The 21831-nt window shown below is 72.7% G+C and carries 17 protein-coding genes; 9 read left to right on the plus strand and 8 right to left on the minus strand.

The window, feature by feature from the left end; all coding sequences use genetic code 11:
- The first annotated feature begins 13 nt into the window (after positions 1-13).
- Positions 14-973, plus strand: a complete 960-nt coding sequence (locus ABZ321_RS43130; protein WP_354901557.1) for a type II CAAX endopeptidase family protein — start codon at positions 14-16, stop codon at positions 971-973.
- A gap of 267 nt (positions 974-1240) precedes the next feature.
- On the opposite strand, the gene ABZ321_RS43135 is transcribed toward ABZ321_RS43130, so the two are convergent.
- Positions 1241-2935, minus strand: a complete 1695-nt coding sequence (locus tag ABZ321_RS43135; RefSeq protein WP_354901559.1) for a condensation domain-containing protein — start codon at positions 2933-2935, stop codon at positions 1241-1243.
- Between the two features lie 231 nt (positions 2936-3166).
- Here ABZ321_RS43135 and ABZ321_RS43140 point away from each other — a divergent pair, with 231 nt between their 5' ends.
- Both ABZ321_RS43140 and ABZ321_RS43145 read left to right on the plus strand, forming a co-directional pair.
- Entirely contained in the window at positions 3167-4516 is a 1350-nt protein-coding gene (locus ABZ321_RS43140; RefSeq protein ID WP_344498840.1) for an endo-1,4-beta-xylanase, read from the plus strand.
- A 12-nt stretch (positions 4517-4528) separates the two neighbouring features.
- A complete protein-coding gene (locus ABZ321_RS43145; protein ID WP_354901561.1) occupies positions 4529-5851 on the plus strand; it encodes a PHB depolymerase family esterase in 1323 nt (440 codons plus the stop codon).
- Positions 5852-5907: 56 nt separating this feature from the next.
- Here the strand turns inward: ABZ321_RS43145 and ABZ321_RS43150 are convergent, their stop codons facing one another.
- Both ABZ321_RS43150 and ABZ321_RS43155 read right to left on the minus strand, forming a co-directional pair.
- Positions 5908-8238, minus strand: a complete 2331-nt coding sequence (locus ABZ321_RS43150; RefSeq protein WP_354901563.1) for a glycoside hydrolase family 3 N-terminal domain-containing protein — start codon at positions 8236-8238, stop codon at positions 5908-5910.
- A gap of 63 nt (positions 8239-8301) precedes the next feature.
- Positions 8302-9306 carry a LacI family DNA-binding transcriptional regulator gene (locus ABZ321_RS43155; protein WP_344498846.1) on the minus strand — a complete coding sequence of 335 codons (1005 nt, stop codon included), beginning with the start codon at positions 9304-9306 and terminating at the stop codon, positions 8302-8304.
- Between the two features lie 260 nt (positions 9307-9566).
- Here ABZ321_RS43155 and ABZ321_RS43160 point away from each other — a divergent pair, with 260 nt between their 5' ends.
- From ABZ321_RS43160 to ABZ321_RS43170, 3 genes are read left to right on the plus strand one after another with little or no spacing between them, the layout of a single operon-like run.
- Positions 9567-10742, plus strand: coding sequence for an extracellular solute-binding protein (locus tag ABZ321_RS43160; protein WP_354901565.1), 1176 nt, complete (start codon positions 9567-9569; stop codon positions 10740-10742).
- Positions 10739-11704: a sugar ABC transporter permease gene (locus ABZ321_RS43165; protein ID WP_344498850.1), complete on the plus strand. Its 966-nt coding sequence runs from the start codon at positions 10739-10741 to the stop codon at positions 11702-11704. The genes ABZ321_RS43160 and ABZ321_RS43165 overlap by 4 nt, the downstream gene beginning before the upstream one ends.
- Entirely contained in the window at positions 11704-12531 is an 828-nt protein-coding gene (locus ABZ321_RS43170) for a carbohydrate ABC transporter permease (RefSeq protein WP_344498852.1), read from the plus strand. Before ABZ321_RS43165 ends, ABZ321_RS43170 begins: the two co-directional genes overlap by 1 nt.
- Positions 12532-12600: 69 nt before the next feature.
- On the opposite strand, the gene ABZ321_RS43175 is transcribed toward ABZ321_RS43170, so the two are convergent.
- Positions 12601-13734 (minus strand): Clp protease N-terminal domain-containing protein, encoded by a 1134-nt coding sequence (locus ABZ321_RS43175; protein WP_354901568.1) that lies wholly within the window; start codon positions 13732-13734, stop codon positions 12601-12603.
- Positions 13735-13757: 23 nt separating this feature from the next.
- Positions 13758-14450, minus strand: a complete 693-nt coding sequence (locus ABZ321_RS43180; protein WP_354901570.1) for a TetR/AcrR family transcriptional regulator C-terminal domain-containing protein — start codon at positions 14448-14450, stop codon at positions 13758-13760.
- Positions 14451-14578: 128 nt separating this feature from the next.
- Here ABZ321_RS43180 and ABZ321_RS43185 point away from each other — a divergent pair, with 128 nt between their 5' ends.
- A complete protein-coding gene (locus ABZ321_RS43185) occupies positions 14579-15556 on the plus strand; it encodes an NAD(P)-dependent alcohol dehydrogenase (RefSeq protein WP_354901572.1) in 978 nt (325 codons plus the stop codon).
- Here the strand turns inward: ABZ321_RS43185 and ABZ321_RS43190 are convergent.
- Complete coding sequence (locus ABZ321_RS43190) at positions 15546-15758, minus strand: hypothetical protein (protein ID WP_344498860.1); 213 nt, start codon at positions 15756-15758, stop codon at positions 15546-15548. The genes ABZ321_RS43185 and ABZ321_RS43190 overlap by 11 nt on opposite strands.
- A 258-nt stretch (positions 15759-16016) precedes the next feature.
- Positions 16017-18917, minus strand: coding sequence for an ATP-binding protein (locus ABZ321_RS43195; RefSeq protein ID WP_354901574.1), 2901 nt, complete (start codon positions 18915-18917; stop codon positions 16017-16019).
- Between the two features lie 64 nt (positions 18918-18981).
- Between ABZ321_RS43195 and ABZ321_RS43200 the strand changes: the two genes are divergently transcribed.
- Positions 18982-19833, plus strand: coding sequence for a PIG-L family deacetylase (locus tag ABZ321_RS43200; RefSeq protein ID WP_354901576.1), 852 nt, complete (start codon positions 18982-18984; stop codon positions 19831-19833).
- A gap of 70 nt (positions 19834-19903) precedes the next feature.
- Complete coding sequence (locus tag ABZ321_RS43205; protein ID WP_354901578.1) at positions 19904-20794, plus strand: expansin EXLX1 family cellulose-binding protein; 891 nt, start codon at positions 19904-19906, stop codon at positions 20792-20794.
- Positions 20795-20798: 4 nt separating this feature from the next.
- On the opposite strand, the gene ABZ321_RS43210 is transcribed toward ABZ321_RS43205, so the two are convergent.
- Complete coding sequence (locus ABZ321_RS43210; RefSeq protein WP_354901580.1) at positions 20799-21746, minus strand: methionyl-tRNA formyltransferase; 948 nt, start codon at positions 21744-21746, stop codon at positions 20799-20801.
- Positions 21747-21831 lie beyond the last annotated feature (85 nt).

Here is a 21831-nt window from a genome sequence, read left to right on the forward strand (position 1 = left end):
CACAATGGCCGGCATGACGATCACGGACGAGCCGGGTGTGCCGTTCCACCGGCTGGCCCGCAACGAGGCGCACCGCTGGTGGCGGCCGGTGCTCGGCACCCTGGTCCTGCTCGTCTCCACGGCCGTGGCGGTCGCGGTGGTGTACGCGGGAGCCGACGTGATCGGGAGCATCGCCCGCCGGCCGGTGAACGATTCCGGCATGAGTGACTGGGGCGACATCGCCGGATTCGGCCTGGATCTGCTCGCCCTGGCGACGCTCATCCCGTGCGTGCTGTTCGCCGCCTGGTGGGTGCAGCGCCGCCGGCCGGGGACCGTCTCGTCGGTGCAGGGCCGGCTCCGCCTGCGCTGGCTCGGCGTGTGCGCGCTGGTCGCCGTGCCGACGATCGTGCTGCTGCTGGTCGGCACGAGCCTGCTGTACGCGCTGACCGGCGACGACGGCGGCGAGCAGTCCGGCGGCTGGGTCGGCGCGGGCCCGTTCGCGGCGGCCCTGGTGATGCTGCTCGTGCTGGTCCCGCTGCAGTCGGCGGGCGAGGAGTACCTCTGCCGCGGCTGGCTCCTGCAGGCGGCCGGCGCGTACGTCCGCTCCCTGTGGCTCCCGCTCGCCCTCCAGGCGGTCGTCTTCGCCGCCATCCACGGCGACGGCACTCCCTGGGGCTATACGGACCTGATCCTGTACAGCGTGGCGACCGGCTGGCTCACGGTCCGCACCGGCGGCCTCGAGGCGGCCATCGCCCTGCACACCGTCAACAACCTCGTCGGCATGCTCGCCTCCGCGGCCTTCGGCGAGCTCGCGTCCACCGAGACCGTCGCCGGCGTCGGGTGGCGGTTCCTCGCCGTCGACGTGCTGCTGCTACCGGTGTACGTCGCCGCGATCACCTGGCTGGCCCGCCGCCGCCACCTCGTGACGCTGGCCCCCGCACCGGCCACCACCGACCTCCCGGAACCCCCGGCCACCACCCTCCAGCCCGCCTGACGCCCGTCTGGCAGCGGCGCAGATCGCCGGGACGGCTCTCATGGTTGTGGATTCCGCGAAGCTGCACTCCACGTCGCCGCCGTCGACGAGGTGCGCGCCCGGTCGACGTGGGACGGGTCGGCTGGAGGGCGGCAGGGCGTGGTCCAAATGTGGCGTCGTGGGGCGGCGCGGTGGTTCCGGTTGCGCTTGCTCCGCTTGATAAGCACCTTACAGGAGCTCACCTAATTGATCTCCGGACGCGTATACGCAACAAATGCTGTCCGTAGTTTAGCCTGTTGCGGCCCGAGTCAAGGCGTGCGTCGAAGTGGGGGAGGAGGGGCGGCCGGGGCCTGAGGAGAGGCGCGGGGCGGACTGCCAGGCGGGCAGGGTGGTTGGGTCGGACGGGGGATGGGCGCACAGGACGTAGTGGCGGGGGGTCATGGCGGCGTGGCGGCCGGGGAGTGCTGACAGGCAGCGGCGGTGGGCGTCCTCCGGGGTGGTGGGGCCGCCGGGGACGACCGCGACATACGCCACCAGCGACTCGCCGTCCGCCGAGGCGAAGACGCGGGACGGGGCGGGAGACAGGGCGGTGTCGAGGAGGGCCTGGATCTCCGCGAGGTCGACCCAGCAATGGTCGACGAGGAGCCAGCCCGGCGGGCGGTCGAGTGGCTGGAGGGCCAGGGCGGCCACGACGGCGGGGTGCGGCAGGTCGGCGGGGGCGGCGGCGACGATGAGGCGTTCGAGCGCGAGCAGGAGCGTGCGTGCCTCGGCGGGGGTGACGCGGCCGGTGTCGCCGGTCCAGAGGCGGGCGACCATGCTGTCCTCGACGCTGCCGAGGTCGAAGCGCAGCAGGACGTCGGTGGGTGGCAGATCGACCCACTGGGTCTCGGTGGCGGGGGCCGAGGCGATGTCGGGCAGGGCTCCGGCAGTGGCCGCGGCGTCCATGACGACGCTGTTGAAGACGGGCTCGAAGGCAGGGGCGATGCCGCGTTCGTCGGCCAGGCGGGCGGAGCGCTCGTGCTGGCGGTACACGTCGTAGGTGCCGTGCAGGCCGGCCTGGAGGGTGGCGCCGAAGCAGCGGCTGACCAGGGCGTCGAAGGTCGGGGCGGCCGCGTCGATGCTGAGGAACGTGGCCTGGGCGAGGGTGCCGACGTAGCGGAGCAGGTCGGACTCGAAGCGGTTCGCCGAGAGCGTGACGAAGCGGCAGGCGGTGTCGCCGGTACGCAGGGACAGCAGCGCGCAGAACGCGGCGAGCACGATCGACGGGCGGCTGGCGCCGGTGCGGGCGGCGATGTGCGCGAGGGCGGCGGCCGCGGTGGGGGAGGAGATGCCATACGCGCCGGAGCCGGTCGACGGTGTGCTCCGGGGTCCGGTGTACGGGTGGGCGGGCGCGACCCGTAGCGCCCGCTCCCAGTGCCGCAGCGCCTGCTCCATACGCCGCGCACGGGCGGGCCGCTGCTCCAGCGCGGCCCGGTCGAGCGGCTGCAAAGTGGGCGCGCCGAGGACCCGGGCGGCGGGGTCGCGGATCAGTGAGGCGAACTCGGCCGCGAGGATCGCGAGGGCCTGGAAGTCGGCGACGATGTGCGACACGACGACGGCCGCCGCCACAACAGATCCATTGTGGATGGTCACCCCGAAGCGGACCGGCGGCGCCACTGCGAGGTTGAAGGGCGCGGCCCGAAGCAGGCCGGCGAGATCGAGTGCGTCCGAACAGAGGAGCGGCAGCGACCCGGCGGCGAGGACGTGCTGCGAGCCCGGATCGCCCAGGCGGTAGGTGCTGCGCAGGCCCTCGTGCCGGCAGAGCAGGACCTGGAAGCACTCGGCGACGTCGTCCACAGTGGAGCCCGGCGGGACGTCGAAGGACTGCGCGAGGACCGCGGCCGGCGCGTGCGGCGCGTCGAGGAGCCACTTCGCGATGTTGCGCTGCCCGAGGGTCAGCGGCCCGGCCGCGTCGCGGTGGCCCTCGAACCGTAACCGCACCATTCCCGGTGTCCTTTCCATCGCACGCATCCGTAAAGCGAATCACGGAACTTCGGTGCCGATCAATGAAAGTTTCAGTCCGAGTTTTTCGAAACTTGGCAGGTCGGAGCGCGTACGCAGGGCACGCCCAGGCACTGCGGGAACTCCGCGAAGAAGACGGCCGACGGCCGGCGGGATTCGGTGATGCTGATCGGGTCACCGCCAGACAATGTTTCGAAACGAAGGGCCTCTGGAATGGACAAGAAACGCAAGCTGGGCGTCGCCGGGGCGGGCGCCCTGGCCGTCGTCGTGACGCTGGGCATCGCGGCGACCGCCGACGCCGCCGCGTCCACGCTCGGTGCCGCCGCCGCCGAGCAGGGCCGCTACTTCGGCACCGCCGTCGCCGCGTACAAGCTCAGCGACTCCGTGTACTCCGGCATCCTGGACCGCGAGTTCAACATGGTCACGCCGGAGAACGAGATGAAGTGGGACGCGACCGAGCCGTCGCAGGGCTCGTTCTCCTACGGCTCCGCGGACCAGATCGTGTCGCACGCCCAGTCGCACAACCAGCGCGTCCGCGGGCACGCCCTGGCGTGGCACTCGCAGCAGCCGGGCTGGGTGCAGAACCTGTCGGGGACCGCGCTGCGCAACGCGATGGTCAACCACGTCACGCAGGTCGCCACGCACTACAAGGGCAAGATCTACGCGTGGGACGTGGTGAACGAGGCGTTCGCCGACGGGGGCGGCGGCGGGCGGCGCGACTCGAACCTGCAGCGCACCGGCAACGACTGGATCGAGGTCGCGTTCCGCACCGCGCGGGCCGCCGACCCGGGCGCGAAGCTCTGCTACAACGACTACAACACCGACGGGCAGAACGCGAAGTCCAACGCCGTCTACGCGATGGTGCAGGACTTCAAGTCCCGCGGTGTGCCGATCGACTGCGTCGGCTTCCAGTCGCACATCAACAGCGCGAGCCCGGTGCCGTCGGACTACCAGGCCAACCTGGAGCGCTTCGCGGCGCTCGGCGTCGACGTGCAGATCACCGAGCTGGACATCGAGGGGTCCGGCAGCACCCAGGCCGAGAACTACCGCAAGGTCACGCAGGCGTGCCTCAACGTGAGCCGCTGCACGGGCATCACGGTGTGGGGCATCCGGGACAGCGACTCGTGGCGGGCGTCGGGCACGCCGCTGCTCTTCGACGGCAACGGCAACAAGAAGGCCGCCTACACCGCGACGCTCACCGCGCTCGGCGGCGGCAACCCGACGAGCACGCCGCCCAGCACGCCGCCGGTGAGCAGCAGCAGCAGCCAGCCGCCGATCCCGTCCGGTGGCTGCACGGCGACGGTGTCGGTCAACCAGTGGCAGGGCGGGTTCGTCGCGACCGTCCGGGTCACCGCCGGCGCGAACGGCACCAACGCGTGGGCCGTCACGATGCCGCTGCCGAGCGGGGCGACCGTCACCAACTCCTGGAGCACCACCAGGTCCGGCAACACCTGGAGCAACGTGTCCTACAACGGCCGCATCGCCGCCGGGCAGTACACCGAGTTCGGGCTGCAGGCCACCGGCACCGCCGGCACGCTCAGCCCCACCTGCGCCGCGAGCTGAGGAGGCCCGGCAATGCGTCTGATCAGAGCGGCCGCGGCCGCCGTGGTCCTCGCCGTCGCCGGCATCGCGTGGTTCGCGGCGCCGGCGTCGGCCGCCACCCTGACCGAGGTGACGAACTTCGGCACCAACCCCACGAACCTGCGGATGCACCTGTACGTGCCGAACACCGTCGCGGCCCGTCCCGCGGTCCTCGTGGCGGTGCACTACTGCACGGGGTCGGGTCCGGCGTTCTACTCCGGCACCGAGTTCGCGTCGCTGGCCGACCGGTACGGGTTCATCGTCGTGTACCCGTCGGCGACCCGCAGCGGCAACTGCTTCGACGTCTCGTCGCCGCAGGCGCTGCGGCGGGGCGGCGGCAGCGACCCGGTCGCCATCATGTCGATGGTCACGTACGTGCTGCAGCACAACAACGGCGACCCGGACCGGGTCTTCGTCACCGGCGCGTCGTCCGGCGCGATGATGACCAACGTGCTGCTCGGCGACTACCCCGACGTGTTCAAGGCGGGCGCCGCGTTCGCCGGCGTGCCGTTCGGGTGCTTCGCCACCACGGACGGCTCGTCGTGGAACAGCACCTGCTCCAGCGGCCAGCTGAACAAGACCCCGCAGCAGTGGGGTGACCTGGTCCGGGCCGCCTACCCCGGGTACACCGGGCCGCGGCCGCGGATGCAGGTCTTCCACGGCACGAACGACACGACGCTCTCCTACCCGAACTTCGGGGAGGAGATCGAGCAGTGGACCAACGTGCTCGGGGTGAGCCAGACACCGGTGCTCACCGACCAGCCGCAGTCCGGCTGGACCCGCACCCGCTACGGCAACGCCGGCACCATGGCCCCGGTCGAGGCGATCAGCCTCGCCGGCGTCGGGCACAACGTGCCGCTGGCCGGGCAGGCCGCGATGGTGATCGCGTTCTTCGGGCTCAACGGCACCAACCCGCCGCCGTCGAGCACCCCGCCGTCGAGCCCGCCGCCGTCGAGCCCGCCGTCGTCGCCGTCGGGTCAGCCGTCGAACCCGCCGGCCGGAGGCTGCCGCGTCTCGTACACCGTGAACTCCTGGAACACGGGGCTCACCGCGGCCGTCACCGTCACCAACGGCGGCAGCACCGCCGTCAACGGCTGGACCCTCGGGTTCACGCTGCCGTCCGGGCAGGCCGTCACGTCGGCCTGGAACGCGACCGTCACACCGGCCTCCGGCGCGGTGACGGCGCGGAACGTCAGCTACAACGCGGCGATCCCGCCGGGCGGGTCGGCGTCGTTCGGCTTCCAGGCCAACCACACCGGCAACACCGGCAAGCCGTCCGCGTTCACGTTGAACGGCACCGCCTGCACGTCCGTATAGCCGCATGACGAAGGGCGGGACCCCGGAGCTCCGGGGTCCCGCCCTTCACGTCGGGGTCACACCGTGACGCGCGGGTGCAGGTGCCGGTCGTGGCCCACCACCCGGCGCGGCCCGACGACCGGGATCCGGACCGTGGCGTGCACGTCCTCGCTGGAGCGGGCGACCCGCAGCTCGACGTCGCCCGGCTCGACCAGGCGCCGCCCGTCGCGGCCCGTGTAGGACAGCAGGTCGGCGTGCAGGCCGAAGACGACCGTGCGGCGCTCGCCGGGGGCCAGGTCGACCCGGGCCGTCGCGATCAGCTGCCGCTCCGGACGGGCCACCTCGGCGACCGGGTCGTGCAGGTACACCTGGACGACGGTGCTCGTGCCGCGGTCGCCGTCGTTGGCCACCGGCACCGACAGCTCGACGGTGCCGTCGGTCGGCCAGCCCCCGGCCGGCGCCGAGGTGACCTCGCCCCAGGAGGCCGCCGTGTACGAAAGGCCGTGGCCGAACGGGAACAGCGCCGTCGGGTCGACGCTGCTGACGCCGCTGCGCCGGGCGAGCGGCGCGGCGAGGTACGTCGACGGCTGGCTGGCGCCGGCGCCCGGGAAGCTGACCGGCAGCCGCCCCGACGGGTCGATCCGTCCACTGAGGACACCCGCGATCGCGGCGGCGCCCTCCTCGCCGGGGAAGAACCCGCACACCGCGGCCGCGAGCCGGTCGACCTGCCGGGACAGTTCGTAGGGCCGGCCGACCAGCAGCACGAGCACGACCGGCGTGCCGGTGGCGAGGAGCGCCTCGAGCAGCTCCTCCTGCCGGCCGGGCAGCCGCAGGTCGCTCGCGTCGCAGCCCTCGCCGGAGGTGCCGCCGCCGAACAACCCGGACAGGTCGCCGAGGACCGCGACGCAGACGTCGGCGGCCGCGGCGGCCGTGGCGGCGGCGGCGATCTGCTCGTCGTCGCCGCCGGTCACCGGGCAGCCGATCGCGTAGGTGACGTCGTGCTCCGCGCGCAGCGCGTCGAGGACCGACGGGATCGGCACCCCGGTGGGCACGTCGGGGTGGTGGACGAGGACGTGGCGGGGGAACGAGTAGCAGCCGAGCATCGCGCCGGGCGAGGCGGCGCCGGGCCCGACGACGGCGAGCCGGGCGCCGGGGCGCAGCGGCAGCGCCGGCGTGCCGCCGACGGGCTCGTTGCGCAGCAGGACGATCGAGCGCTCGGCGAGGCGCCTGGCCAGGTCCCGGTCCTCTGGGCCGTCGATGTCCACCGTGGAGTCTGACAGGGCCGGCGGCGACGGGTCCCACGAGGGGTCGAGCAGGCCGAGCGCGCACTTCTGCAGCAGGATGCGGGTGACGGCGCGGTCGATGAGGGCCTCGTCGACGTCGCCGGCCTCGACGGCGTCCAGCAGCGGCCCGCCGAAGCAGTTGGCGCCGGGCAGCTCGACGTCGATCCCGGCGCGCAGCGCGAGCGCGGCGGCGTCGGCGCGGGACCCGGCGACGCCGTGCAGCGTCTGCAGGAACGCGACGGAGAAGTAGTCGGACACGACGGTGCCGTCGAAGCGGAGCCGGCCGCGGAGCAGGTCGGTGAGCAGGGTCCCGTCGGCGGCGACGGGGACGCCGTCGACGTCGGTGTAGCTGTTCATGACCGAGCGGGCGCCGGCGCGCAGCGCCATCTCGAACGGTGGCAGCAGCACGTCGGCGAGCTCCCGCGGCCCGACGGACACCGGGGCGAGGTTGCGTCCGGCGCGGGACGCGGAGTAGCCGGCGAAGTGCTTGAGGGTCGCGACGACCCCGGCGGACTCCAGGCCGCGCACGTAGGCGGCGCCGATCAGCCCGACGAGGTGCGGGTCCTCGCCGATGGTCTCCTCGACCCGGCCCCAGCGCAGGTCGCGCACGACGTCCAGGACGGGGGCGAGGCCCTGCTGGATGCCGAGGCGGTGCATGGTGCGGCCGATCCGGGCGGCCATCGCCTCGACGAGCGCGGGGTCGAAGCTCGCGCCCCACGACAGCGGCGCCGGGTAGATGGTCGCCTGCCAGGCGGCGAGGCCGGTCAGGCACTCCTCGTGCACGATCGCGGGGATGCCGAACCGGCCGGCCGCGACGATCTCGCGCTGCAGCTTCGCGACCCGCCGGGCGCCGTCGGCGGGCGCGATCGGGGTGGTGCCGTAGGCGCGGGTGATCTGGCCCAGCCCGTTGGGGATGAGCTCGGCCCACTCGATCGGGTCGGGGGTCTGCTCGTGCTGGTGCGGGGCGACCTCCCCGGCGGTGTCGTCGACGTCGAGCCAGGCGCCGTACATCTGCGCCACCTTCTCGCGCAGGGTCATCCGGGTCATCAGGTCGGCCACGCGTGCGGACGCGGGCGCCGTGGTGTCCCGCCAGGTTCCGGCGGAGACGCCGCTGTCGAGTGTCACGCTCGTGACTCCAAAGGTCGTTCGGGACGGGGTGACGCGCAGCGTTGCGCGGCGCTGAAATTTTCAGAGGGCTCGGGTCGACTGCCGCACGACGAGGCGGGTCGGGAGCCGGACGTGGGTCGCGTCGATCTCCTCGCCGTGGATGAGCCCGATCAGCAGCTCGATCGCACGGTGGCCCATGGCGTGGATCGGCTGCTCGACGGTGGTGAGGGCGGGGCTGGCCAGGGCCGCCTCGGGGACGTTGTCGAAGCCGACCACCGACAGGTCGTCGGGGACCCGCAACCCCATCGACGCGGCGACCTCCACCGCGGCGATCGCGGAGACGTCGTTGGCGCCGAAGATCGCGGTCGGCCGGTCGGGGCGGCCGAGCAGCAGCCGGGCCGCGGCGGCGGAGGAGTCCGGGTCGTAGTCGCCGACCTCGATCAGGTCCGGGTCCACGGGCACCCCTGCGTCGCGCATCGCCTCGCGGAAGCCCTGCTCGCGCTGCCTGGAGGACTCCAGGTCAGGGCGGCCGGTGATCATCGCGATGCGGCGGTGGCCGAGCTGGAGCAGGTGCTCCGCGCCGAGCCGGGCGCCGGTGAGGTTGTCGGAGTCGACGGTCGGCAGCCCGGTCGGGCCCGCGTGCGGGTCGACCGCCACGACCGCGGTGCCGTAGTCGACGTCGACCACGGTCGGGGTGACCAGGACCGCGCCGTCGATGAGGGTGCCGGACAGCCGTGACAGGTAGCGCTGCTCCCAGCCCGCCTGGTCGCCGGTGCGGCCGCCGGCGGAGTAGACGACCAGCTCGTAGCCGGTGCCCTTGATCGCCTTCGCGGCGCCCTTGAGCAGCTCGGTGCTGAACGGCTCCAGGTCGGCGACGAGGATGCCGATCACGTTGGTCTTGTGGTTGCGCAGGCTCTGCGCGACGAGGCTCGCCTCGTAGCCCAGCTCGCGGATGACGGATTGGACGTGTGCGCTGGTCGCGGCCGACACCCCGTAGCGGGCGTTGAGCACCTTGGACACCGTCGCCACCGAGACGCCGGCCGTGGCGGCGACGTCCCGGATCGTGATTCGAGAACTGGGCTTCACGACGGCAGCGTAGCTTCCGATAACGATATCAACAACGATTGACAAGTCTGGTTTTCAAGGCGGAGACTCTGCGGTCATCGAGGGCCGAGCCCTTTGGCTCGGCTCGCCCCCGTCAGGAGATGATCACTTTGAACGTCCGCCTGAGCACCCCACGGAGGCTGGCCACGATCGCCATCGCACTCGCGGTGGCCGTGCCCTCCCTGACCGCATGCGGCGACGATGAACCCGGATCGAGCAGTGACCCGAATGCTGCCACGACCTTGACCTGGTGGCACAACGGTGCCCAGGACCCCGGCAAGGGAGTGTGGCAGTCGATCGCGGACCAGTACCACGCCGAACACCCGAACGTGTCGTTCAAGGTCGAACCGGCACAGAACGAGGCACTGAAGACCAAGATCTCGGTGGCGTTGCAGTCGCCGAACCCGCCGAGCATCTTCCAGCAGTGGGGCGGCGGCGCCCTGGCCACCCAGGTGCAGTCCGGCAAGATCATGGACATCACCGACGCGACGTCGAGCTGGATCAAGGAGCTCGGCGCCGGCGCGACCGGCTGGGCGGTCGAGGGCAAGCAGTACGGCGTGCCCTTCGGCCTGCACGTCGTCGGCTTCTGGTACCGCACGGACCTCTTCCAGCAGGCCGGCATCACCGCCCCGCCGACCACGATGGACGAGCTCAACGCGGCCGTCACCAAGCTGAAGGCGAAGGGCATCGCCCCGATCGCCCTCGGCGGCAAGGACAAGTGGCCCGACGCGTTCTGGTGGTCCTACTTCGCGATCCGGGAGTGCTCCCTGGACACGGTGAAGAACACCGTGAAGAACCTGAAGATGGACGACCCGTGCTGGGTCAAGGCCGGTGAGGACCTCAAGGCGTTCCTGGACACCAAGCCCTTCCAGGACGCGTTCCTCGGCACCCCCGCCCAGCAGGGCGCCGGCAGCTCGGCCGGCCTGGTCGCCAACGGCAAGGCCGCGATGGAGCTGCAGGGCGACTGGGAGCTGCCCACGATGATCCCGCTGACGGAGGACAAGGAGTACGCCAAGAAGCTCGGCTGGTTCGCCTTCCCGACCATCGCGGGCGGCAAGGGCACCCCGGGCACCGCGCTCGGCGGCGGCGACGGCTACTCGTGCGCCGTCAAGGCCGGACCGGCCTGCGCCGACTTCCTCAAGTACCTCGCCAGCGTGCCCGTCCAGACGAAGCTGGTGCAGTCCAACACCATCAGCCTGCCGGCCAACCCGGGGGCGATCTCCGCCATCCAGGACCCCTCGCTCAAGACGGTGCAGGAGTACCTGAACAAGGCCCCGTACATCCAGACGTACTTCGACCAGGCACTGCCCACCAGCGTCGGGCAGGCCCTCAACGACGCCATCGCCGACTTCTTCGCCGGCAAGGGCAGCCCGCAGGGCATCGTCGACGCCTTCAACAAGGCGGTCGCGAACAAGTGACCGTCTCCGCAGTCACGACACCGCAACGGAAGGCCGGTCGCGCTGACGCGCGGCCGGCCCGCCGGCCGGGGCGTCTCGGGACCCGCCTCGAGCTTGCGCTGCTGCTGACCCCGGCGCTGGTGCTGTTCGTCGGGTTCGTGCTGCTGCCGATCGCGGTCGCCGTCTACTACAGCTTCTACAAATGGACCGGGTTCAGCCCCCGCACCCCGTACGGGCTGGAGAACTACAAGCGGGTTCTGGAGGACGAGGTCTTCCGCACCGCCCTCTGGCACAACCTGATCATCGCCGTGCTGTCGGTGGTCATCCAGCTGCCGCTGTCGATCGGGCTGGCGCTGCTGCTCAACCGCAAGATCCGCGGGCGGACGGTGCTGCGGCTGGTGGTGTTCGCGCCGTACGTGCTGTCCGAGGCCATCACGGCGGTCGTGTGGCTGCTGATGCTGCAGCCCGGCGGCTTCGTCGACCAGCTGCTGAAGTCGGCGGGCCTGGGCGGCCTGGTACAGGAGTGGCTCGCCGACGGCGACCTGGTGCTCTACACGCTCTTCGTGGTCATCACCTGGAAGTACATCGGCTTCGGCGTCATCCTGCTGCTCGCCGGGTTGCAGAGCATCCCCGCCGAGCTGCGCGAGGCCGCCTCGACCGACGGCGCGTCGGCCTGGGAGACCACCCGCCACATCGTCCTGCCGCTGCTCGGGCCCACCATCCGGATCTGGATCTTCCTGTCCGTCATCGGCTCCCTGCAGCTGTTCGACCTGGTCTGGATCATGACGCTGGGCGGGCCCGCGAGCGCGTCGGCGACCATGGCCACATACCTGCTCGACCACGGCTTCACCCGCTACGAGTTCGGGTTCGGCAGCGCCGTCGCCGTCGTGCTCTTCGTGGTGTGCTTCATCTTCGCGCTGCTGTACCAGCGGTTCGCACTGCGCCGCGACATCCAGGGCGCCCTGACGCGGGGGGTGCGGTGATGAACAAACGGTCGCCCGTGGGGACATCCCTCACCTACCTGATCGTGGTGCTGGTCGTCGGCGTGACCGTCGTGCCGCTGCTGTTCACCATCATCGGCGGCTTCCGCACCAACGCGCAGATCAACAACAACCCGTCCGGCTGGCCCGACCCCTGGAACTTCAGCAACTACGGCGAGGTGCTGACCTCCGACGTGTTCTGGCAGGCGATGTACAACAGCGCGCTGATCTCCGTGATCACCACGCTGCTCGCGGTGGCGGTCGGGGCGATGGCGGCGTTCGCGCTGTCCCGGTACACGTTCAGCGGGCGCGAGTCGCTGTACACGCTGTTCACGCTCGGGCTGCTGTTCCCGCTCACGGCGGCGGCGCTGCCGCTCTACCTGCTGCTGCGGGAGCTGGACCTGCTGGAGAACCCGCTCGGGGTGGCGCTGCCGCAGGCCGCGTTCGCGCTGCCGATCACCATCGTCATCCTGCGCCCGTTCATGGCCGCGATCCCCGGCGAGCTGGAGGACGCGGCGGCGATGGACGGCGCCGGGCGGCTCGGCTTCTTCTGGCGGATCCTGATCCCGCTGAGCCGGCCCGCGCTGACGACGGTGGCGATCCTCGCGTTCGTCACCAGCTGGAACGCCTACCTGCTGCCGCTGCTGGTGCTCAGCGACCCGGGCAACTTCACCCTGCCGCTCGGCGTCGCCGCGTTCCAGTCGCAGTACTCCCAGGACACCGCCCGCATCCTCGCCTACACCGCGGCGTCGATGATCCCCGCGATCGGCTTCTTCGTGTTCGCCGAACGGCACATCGTCGGAGGACTCACGGGATCGGTCAAGGGCTAGAGTCGCCGCGCCTTCGCCGGGAAACGTTCGGCGCGTCTCCCCGGCGAAGGCGCGGTTCCACCCATGCGGCTACGGCAACGTCCGCGCCACGTCGTCGCGGACGTCGCCGGGGTCGGCGCCGAGCGCCCGCACCAGCCGCGCCGTGGTGCCGTCCGCGTCGAGGGCCGCGACCGTCAGGTGCGACGACCCGGTCTCGCCGTGCCCGGCGTCGTGGGCCAGGGCGACGGCCCGGTCGACGGCGTCGACGGCCTCCGCGGTCCAGCCCGGCCCGGGGAACCAGATGACGAGCTGCGCCCGCCCGCGCGGCACGACGGCCAGGTCCGCCACCCGCGCGTCCGGCAACGCCGACACGGCGCGGTCGAGGGTCACGCCGTGGGTGGTGAGGACGTCGAGGGCGGCGTTGAACGGCTGGACGGCCGGCCTGAGGTGCAGGTCCGCGGCCCGGAGCTGTGCGGCCATGCCGGCGGCGCCGAGCAGCAGATGCGCGGAGGTGACGGGGCCGTCGCCGAGGCGGGCCGCCTGGCGCATCGCCTCCCACAGCAGAATGCTGGCCGTCCCAGTGCCGTAGCGGTCGCGCTGCCGGTGCTCAAGCCGGAACCGGCGGTCCCGCCAGCCCGCGAAGCCGGCGCGGTCGGCCAGCTCACGGTGTCCTTCGAGCATGGCCACGGCCGGCCGGTTCGGGCGGCCGGGCTCGCGCCAGCACGGGTCGGCCCGGATCACGGCGGCGAGCTCGGCGCGGTCGGCCGGGTCCGCGGGCAGGCCGTGCGTCGCCGCGCCGGGGGACCGCAACACGCCCGCCAGCACGTGCACCCGGCCGACGTGCGCGACACCGGCCTCCCGCGCCTCGTCGAGGGCCGCGCGCAGTCCCGACACCGCCGACTCCCGCCATTGCGCCGGCGGCCGTTCGCTCTTTGTCACGCGCTGTGCGCCGGCGAGGTGGTCCGCCTCCCGCAGCAGCAGCGCCACGGGGTCGGCGGCGTCGAAGTCCCGCACCAACGGGTCGTCCACGGATTCGGGTGGCTTCCCGCCCCAGCCGGGTATCTTCCGTAGCCGCCGCAGCGCCTGATGCGTGGCTGCCGACTCCCCGGTGCCCCCCTCGGCGGCCCACAGGAGCGCGCCCGCGTCGACCGGTCCGCCGGACATGGGCCAGGGACGGCCCGCCGCGATCAGGGACTGCACGACGTCGCTGCCGAACTCAGGCATGTGCACCATTGTCGGTGCAGGGGTCAAGGGCGGGAGGTCCAGCCGCGTCGGCGGAGCTGCTCGAAGCCGTCCAGGAGCAGGTCGAGCGAGAACTCGAACTCGAACTGGTCGTCGCAGCCGCTGCCGACCACCGACGCGTCGTCATGGGCGATCCTGGTCGTGATTTCGCTGATGTACGGGAACCGGGCCGCCATCTGCCGGGCGGTCTCGGGGTCGGGCGGCGCCACCTCGGACGGGGGCGTGGCGAACAGCTCCTGCGAGAAGCCCAGGATGCGGCTGCCCATCGCGTGCATCACGTGGTGGGTGAGGTCCACGGACAGCCCGCCGGTGCGGAACATGCCGATCATCGAGTCCATGTACTGCATGACCACCGGGGTGGGGGCGGTGCGGGACTCCAGCACGCGCGACGCCCACGGGTGGCGCAGCAGGGCCCGGCGGGCGGACAGGATCCGCTGCCGGACGGCGTCGCGCCAGTCCTCGCCGGCCGCGGCCGGCGGGTCGATCTCGCCGACGACCACGTCGAGCATGCCGTCGAGGAGCTCCTCCTTGTTGGCGACGTGCTTGTAGAGCGCCATCGGCACGACGCCGAGCACCTGGGCGAGCTTGCGCATGCTGAGCGCGTCGATGCCGGTCTCATCGGCGAGGGCGACCGCGGCGCGCAGCACGCGGTCCCTGGTCAGCGGCGCACGAGCCGTCGCTGAGACCTGTCGCGTCAACCCGACCACCCGTCCCTTCCGCAGCCGTCGACGATATCGCCTCTTGACTGGTGTACGCCGTACACCCTACCTTCGGTGCAGCAGGTGTACGCCGTACACCTGAACACGGCGACATGGAGGAGCTTGCGATGAAGGCGATCGTCCAGGACCGCTACGGGCCGTCCGACGTGCTGCGGGTCGGCGAGGTCGAGCCGCCGGCGGCCGGCGACGGCGAGGTGCTCGTGCGCGTCCAGGCCGCGTCGGTCAACGCCCGCGACTGGCACGTGATGCGCGGCGACCCGTATGTGGCCCGCGTGGCGTTCGGGCTCGGCGCGCCGAAGGTGCGGGTGCGTGGCACCGACTTCGCCGGCCGGGTCGAGGCGGTCGGCGCGGGGGTGACCCGCTTCCGGCCCGGCGACGAGGTCTACGGCGAGGTCGACGCGGCGTTCGCGGAGTACGTGCGGGTCCCGGCCGCCGGCGCGGTGGACCGCAAGCCGGCGAACGTGACGTTCGAGCAGGCCGCCGCGGTGCCCCTCGCCGGCAACACCGCCCTCATGGGGCTGCGCGACGAGGCGGGCGTGCGGCCCGGGCAGCGGGTGCTCGTCAACGGCGCGTCAGGCGGGGTCGGCACGTTCGCGGTGCAGCTGGCCAAGGCCTTCGGCGCGCACGTCACCGGCGTGTGCAGCACCAGGAACGTGGACCTCGTCCGGTCGCTCGGCGCCGACCGTGTCATCGACTACACCGTCGCCGACTTCGTCCGGGAGGGCGGCCCGTACGACGTCGTCTTCGACCTCGTGGGCAACCGTTCCCTGGCGGAGTTCCGGCGGGTCCTGACGCCCACGGGGACGCTGGTGCTGTCCGGCGGCGGGGTGTCCGAGGGCGGCAGCCTGTTCGGGCCGGTCGGCCTGATCACCAGGGGGCGGGTGGTGTCGCGGTTCGTCCGGCACCGGGTGCGCGTGCTCACCGCGGTGCCGGGCCGGGAGAACCTCGCGACGCTGCGCGAGCTGATCGAGTCGGGCGCGGTCACACCGGTCATCGACCGCACCTTCACACTCGGGGAGGCGGCCGAGGCCGTCCGCTACCTGGAGATGGACCACGCCCGGGCGAAGGTCGTCATCACTGTGTGACCAGGGTCCGGCACACGTCGGTGTCGAGGTCGGCCAGCAGGCCGCGGGCCTGCAGGGCGTACTGCTCGCTGATGTCGATGGTGTACAGGGCGGCGGTGCGGCGCTCGCCGGGGGCGACCCTGCGGGTGGCCGCGAGCTGGTTGCGGGCGGCACTCAGCTGGGCCAGGTGGGCGTCCAGGAGCGCGAGCATGTCGTAGTGCATGGTTCCTGACCCTCGACGTCGGGGTGGTGGCCGCCGTACCGCTGGGAGACGGCGGCCCGACCGGTCTACTTCTTCTTCTTGTTCTTCTTGTCCTTCTTCGACTTCTTCGACTTCTTCGCCATGTCGCCCACCTCCGATTCCGGCCCCGTCACCAGTGGATTCGTTCATGATCCTATGGTTGGGACGACACCTGCGGGGTAAATATCGTTCCCCTTGCGTACACCTGTTGCTGGTCGGCCGTACACCTTCAGGTGGGGCTCAGGGCAGGGTGAACGTGAAGGTCGTGCCGGTGGGGTCGGCCGGGCTGGCGGCGATCGTGCCGTGGTGGGCGTCGATGATCGCCTTGGTGACGGCGAGGCCCAAACCGGTGCCCTTGATGCCGTGGGCGAGGGCCGTCGAGGCGCGGAAGAAGCGGGTGAAGAGCTGCTGGTACTGCTCGGCGGGGATCCCGATGCCGGTGTCGGTGACGCTGACCGACGCGGGGCCCTCAGTGCCGGCGGCGGTGGCGGCGACCGTGACGGTGCCGCCGCCCGGGGTGTACTTGACGGCGTTGGACAGCAGGTTGTCCAGCACCTGCCGCAGCCGCGCCGGGTCGGCCCGCACGGTGAGGTTCGCGGCGGCGTCCAGGCGCAGCGCGACGCCCTTCGCGTCCGCGGCCGGCCGGTGGTCCTCGACCGCCTCGCGCAGGAAGCGGGTCAGCGGCACCGGCCGCGGGTCGACGGCGAGGCTCGCGCTGCCGAGCCGGGCCAGGTCCAGCAGGTCGTCGACGAGCTGCTGCATGTGGCTGCTGTGCCGGCGGATGACCTCGCCGTAGTGGCGCACGTCGTCGCTGACGCCGGGCTCGTCGCCGATGATCTCCGCGTACCCGAGGATCGTGCCGATCGGGTTGCGCAGCTCGTGGGACACGAGCGCGACGAGGTCGTCCTTCATCCGGTCGACCTCGCGCAGCCGCCGCACCTGCTGCCGCTGCTCGGCGAGCAGCTCCTCCCGGTGCTCGGTGAGGATCCGGCGCTCGGTGACGTTGGTGCTCATCCCGTCCAGGAACAGCCGCCCGCCCTCCCGCCGCGGGACCGCGCGGGTCCAGACCCAGCGGGTGACGCCGTCGAAGCCGGTGACCCGCACCTCCATCTCCGCCGGCTGGTCGGCGGCGAGCGCGTCGTGGAACCCGCCGTACAGCACGTGGTCCTCCGGGTGGACCCGGTCGGTGAGCGCCATCGCGAGGTCGGTGCCGGCGGGCACCGGCGAGCCGAAGACGCCACCGCCGTCGGGGCTCGCGTAGACGGAGCGGACGGACCGGTCGGGGAGCACCTCGACCGTCCACACGAAGTCGTTCACGTTCGCGACGACCCGGTCGAAGTCGCGGCGCGCGGCGGCGAGGGCGGTGCTGAGGTCGTCGGCGCGCAGCCGCTCGATGTGCCGGGCGATGTGGGCGCAGACGCCGTCGAGCATCGCCAGGACGTCCGGGTCGGGCGGGACGAGCCGTTCGGTGGCGAAGACCAGCACGCCGAGGACGGTGCCGCCGCTGAGGACCGGCAGCCCGATCGCGGCGTGCAGGCCCGCCGCCAGGGCGTCGTCCCGGCGCGGCGACGGGTACGGCAGCTGCCCGATGTCCCCGAGCCACTGCGGCCGGCCCGTGCTCCAGACGCGGCCGATCATGCCGTCGCCGGGGCCGGCGGGCGGCGCGTCGTCGACGAACGCGGGCCGGGCCCGGCCGGGGGAGACCCACACCCCGAGCCGGTCGGCGACGCCGGCGTCCGGGTCGACGTGCCAGTACTCGCCGAGCGCCCAGTCGAGCGCGACGGTGACCGCCTCGACGACGGCGCCCGCCGCCTGCGCCGCCCCGGCCGCGGTCGTCAGCGCCTCCGCGACCGCGAGCTGCGCGCCGCGCAGCCGCTCGGCCCCGTGCGCGTCGGTGATGTCGTGCATCGCGACGACCGCGCCGAGCCGGCCGCCGTCCGGGGCGTCGATCGGCTGGCCGTTGCACAGGAACCGGCGCTGCGGGCCGCCGGGGTCGCCGACGACCATCTCCTCGCCGTGCACGTGCTCGCCGGCGAACGCGCGGGCGAGCGGCACCTGGTCGGGCCGCAGCCGGCGCCGGCCGTCGGCGGCGTAGAGCTGGTAGGTGCCGGCCCAGATCGGCGCGCTCGTCGGCTCGACCGCCACGCCCGGGTGCGCGTCGCGGAACGCCCGGTTGACGGTGGCGATCCGGCCCTCGCCGTCGCAGGCGACGACGGCGGTGTCGAGGCTGTCCAGCAGTGCCCGCTGGAACGTGCGCTCGGCGTCCAGCTGCCGCCGCGCGGCCTGCCGCGGGCTCAGATCGTGCACGAACGCGTGGATGACGGGTCGGTCGCGCTCCACGTACGGCTGCCCGATGACCTCGATCGGGAACCTGCGACCGGCCCGGTCGACCGCGGTCACCTCGAGGGTGCCGGCCGATCCGCTCCCGGCGGCCCTGGAGGTCTCCGTCAGCCACGCGGCGAACGCATCCCGCGACGTGCCGGCGACGACCACACCGACCGGCCCGCCCAGGGTCTCCGCCGCCGACCGGCCGAACATGCGCTCCGCGGCGAGGTTCCACGCGAGGACCGTGCCGGCGGCGTCGAGCGACACGAACGCGTCGGCGGCGCTGTCCAGCACCGCCTGCGTCCGCGTCGAGGCGAGCAGCAGCTCGCTGTTGGCCAGCCGCAGCGCCAGCTCGACCTCGGCGGCGCCGGCGAGGTCGGCGACCGTGTCGAGGTCCTCGGCGCTCCACTGCCGCGGCGCGTCGTCGGCCACGCAGAAGCAGCCGAGCACCTGCCCGTCGGGGGTGCGCAGCGGGTACCCCACGAAGGCGGCGACCAGGTCCGGCCGTTCGGCGGCCCGGATCACCAGCGGCGCGCCGTCGTCGACCACGGTCCGGCAGGAGGCCTGGGCGAGCGGGGAGTCCCGCGCGCCGGTGGGGCCGGCGGCGCTCACGAACACCTGGCGGTCGGCGTCGACCAGCGACACCAGCGCGGCCGGCACCCCGACCGCGCGCCGCGCGAGCCGGGTCAGCCGGTCCAGCGACGGCACCCCGCCGGCGTGCAGGAGACCGGTGGCGTGCAGCGTCTCCAGGCGCGCCGGATCGCCGGCGCGGCCCGCGGCTGCCGCGCCCGCCGGTCGTGACCCACGCCCCCGCACGCCACATTATCGGCAGGCCCGGCGTGGACCTGAGCCGCGCGCGCGAGTGGATAGGGTGGGTCGCATGGCAGAGCGACCCTTGACGCTGATGGCAGTGCACGCACACCCCGACGACGAGGCGACCGGCACCGGTGGCGTGCTGGCGAAGTACGCCGCGGAGGGCATCACGACCGTGCTCGTGACCTGCACCGACGGGCGCTGCGGCGACGGGCCCGGCGGGGTGAAGCCGGGGGAGCCCGGGCACGACCCCGACGCGGTGGCCGCGATGCGCGCCGAGGAGCTCGAGGCCGCCTGCGCGGCGTTGAAGGTGTCGCACCTGGAGCTGCTCGGCTACCCCGACTCGGGGATGATGGGCTGGTCGACGAACGACGTGGCCGGCTCGTTCTGGACCACGCCCGTGCCGGAGGCCGCCGAGCGGCTCGCCGGGCTGATCCGGCGGTATGAGCCGGACGTGATCGTCACCTACGACGAGAACGGGTTCTACGGCCACCCCGACCACATCCAGGCGCACCGGATCACGATGGCCGCGGTCGAGCTGACCGGCAGCCCCGCCAAGGTGTACTGGACGACCGTGCCCCGCTCCGGCATGGAGGAGTTCGGCCGGACGCTGCGCGAGCTCGGCGTCGAGTTCGACGTGCCGGACCCGGAGCCCGACCCTGCGTCGGACACCGCTCCGCAGGGGCCGCCGATCGGCCTGCCGGACGAGGAGATCACGACGTGGGTCGACACCAGGGCGTACGGGTCGCAGAAGTACGACGCGCTCGCCGCCCACGCCAGCCAGGGCGAGAACATCTTCTTCCTGAAGATGGGCCGGGAGCGCTTCACCGCGCTGATGGGCGTGGAGACGTTCCTGCGGGTGCGTGACACGACCGGCGCGCCGCTGCCGGAGGACGACCTGTTCGCCGGCCTCCGCTGAGGTTGTGCGGCGGCTTAAGCGTTCCTTTGGCGGCGGCCCGGCGGTCCGGAGTCCGGCTACGATGCCGATCGTGCTGGACAACCCCGGACCGCAGCAGCCGTGGTGGACGCGCCGCAGCGCGTGGGTGGTCGCGGCCGCCGGTGCCGTCGTCGCCGGCACCGCGACCGTCGCGCTCGTCGCCCAGGCGTCCGGCGCGGCGTGTGCCGCGCCCGCGGCGTCGTCGGGGCAGGCGACGTTCTACGCGGCCGACGGTGGCGGCAACTGCTCGTTCGACCAGGTGCCGAACCCGCTCGTCGTGGCGCTCGGCAACGCCGAGTACGCGGCCGGCGCGGCGTGCGGCGGCTACCTGGACGTGAAGGGGCCCAAGGGCACGGTCCGGGTCAAGGTCACCGACCGCTGCCCGGAGTGCGCCGCCGGGCACCTGGACCTGAGCCGGCAGGCGTTCGCGAAGATCGGCGACCCGGTCGCGGGGGTCATCAAGGTGACCTACAGCCGGGTGACCAGCCCGCCGGTGCCCGGTCCGATGACCGTCCGGGTCAAGGAGGGTTCGTCGCGGTACTGGCTGGCGCTGCGCCTGGACAACACCGGCAACCCGCTGTCGGCGGTGGAGCTGCAGTCCGGCGGCGGCTGGAAGGCACTGAGCCACACCGACTACAACTACTGGATCGCGCAGAACGGCGCCGGGAACGGGCCGTTCACGGTCCGCGTGACCGACACCGCCGGCCGGCGCACGACGCTGAGCGGCGTGACGCTGACGGTCGGCACCGTGCAGCGACCGGGCGCCACCGCGGCCGCGCCGGCGCCGTCGAAGACCCCTCCGATCAGCAGGTCCGCGGCGTCGCCCGCGCCGGTGTCGCCGGAGGCCGTCGCCGCGTCCGCCCCGGAAGAGACCGCCGGTGTGTCGGCGACCCCTGAGGCCACTGAGGCCACTGCGGCGCAGCCGCCGGCGCGGTGCGGCTGAGCGGTCACCGCCGGGCGGTGAGGTATCCGCCCATGGTCGTGAAGTAGTCCTTGGCGGCGAGCTCGGTGCCGTCCTCCGTGCGGATCCGTTCGACGGCAAGGCCGTGGCTGCGGCCTCGGCGGGCCTCGGCGCCGGCAACGACGACGACGGCGTCGCCCTCGCGGATGAAGATGCGGCCCGGGGTGCCGCCGTAGACGCCCTTGGACACCGACGCGGCGACGATCCGGATGCGGTGGCCGCGGTGGTACGTGAAGGCGTTCGGGTACGGGTCGGACTGGGCGCGCACGAGCCGGTCGAGGTCCTCCGCCGGCCAGGTCCAGTCGATGCGGCTGTCCTCCTCGGCGCGCTTGTGGAAGAAGCTGGCCTTGGAGCGGTCCTGCGGGGTCCAGTCGGTGCGCCCGGCCGCGATCAGGTCCAGGCCGTCGACGGTGATCGGGCCGAACAGGGCGAGGGTCTTGTGGAACAGGTCGGTCGTGGTGTCGCGGTCGCCGACGGGGACCGCCCGCTGCAGGACGATGTCGCCCGCGTCGAGCTCCGCGTCCATCATGTGCGCGGTGACGCCGACCTCGCGCTCGCCGTTGATGAGGGCCCAGATCAGCGGGGAGAAGCCGGCGTAGGCGGGAAGCAACGAGTCGTGCACGTTGAGGGTGCCGAGGCGGGGCAGCTCGAAGATCTCCGGCGGGATCCAGGTGCGCCAGTTGGTGGCGACGATCACGTCCGGGTCCGCCTGCTTGAGCCGGTCGAGCAGTTCGGCGTCGCCGGGCCGGTCCCGGATGATCACCTCGACGCCGTGTCCGGTCGCGAGGTCGGCGACGGAGTCGTTCCAGATCCGCTCGTACGGGTGGTCGCTCACCGGATGGGTCACGACCAGCGCGACCTCGTGCTCGGAGGCCAGCAGCGCCTGGAGCGTGCGGTGCCCCCAGGTCTGATATCCGAACATGACGACGCGCATGGGGCCTCCCAGATGAGTGACGGCATTCGATGCCATAGCCTTCGATCGGGAGTTAGGTTAGTCTACCCTTCATTCACGTGGTAGC

Source organism: Dactylosporangium sp. NPDC006015, from assembly GCF_040614215.1.
GTDB lineage: Bacteria > Actinomycetota > Actinomycetes > Mycobacteriales > Micromonosporaceae > Dactylosporangium > Dactylosporangium maewongense.

Bases quoted from the DNA above. Each gene is read 5' to 3' on its own strand.
- ABZ321_RS43185 (WP_354901572.1), top strand. From the start codon at position 14,579: ATGAAGGCGATCGTCCAGGACCGCTACGGGCCGTCCGACGTGCTGCGG.
- ABZ321_RS43130 (WP_354901557.1), top strand. From the start codon at position 14: ATGACGATCACGGACGAGCCGGGTGTGCCGTTCCACCGGCTGGCCCGC.
- ABZ321_RS43145 (WP_354901561.1), top strand. From the start codon at position 4,529: ATGCGTCTGATCAGAGCGGCCGCGGCCGCCGTGGTCCTCGCCGTCGCC.
- ABZ321_RS43140 (WP_344498840.1), top strand. From the start codon at position 3,167: ATGGACAAGAAACGCAAGCTGGGCGTCGCCGGGGCGGGCGCCCTGGCC.
- ABZ321_RS43190 (WP_344498860.1), bottom strand. From the start codon at position 15,758: ATGCACTACGACATGCTCGCGCTCCTGGACGCCCACCTGGCCCAGCTG.
- ABZ321_RS43210 (WP_354901580.1), bottom strand. From the start codon at position 21,746: ATGCGCGTCGTCATGTTCGGATATCAGACCTGGGGGCACCGCACGCTC.
- ABZ321_RS43135 (WP_354901559.1), bottom strand. From the start codon at position 2,935: ATGGTGCGGTTACGGTTCGAGGGCCACCGCGACGCGGCCGGGCCGCTG.
- ABZ321_RS43170 (WP_344498852.1), top strand. From the start codon at position 11,704: ATGAACAAACGGTCGCCCGTGGGGACATCCCTCACCTACCTGATCGTG.
- ABZ321_RS43175 (WP_354901568.1), bottom strand. From the start codon at position 13,734: ATGCCTGAGTTCGGCAGCGACGTCGTGCAGTCCCTGATCGCGGCGGGC.
- ABZ321_RS43200 (WP_354901576.1), top strand. From the start codon at position 18,982: ATGGCAGAGCGACCCTTGACGCTGATGGCAGTGCACGCACACCCCGAC.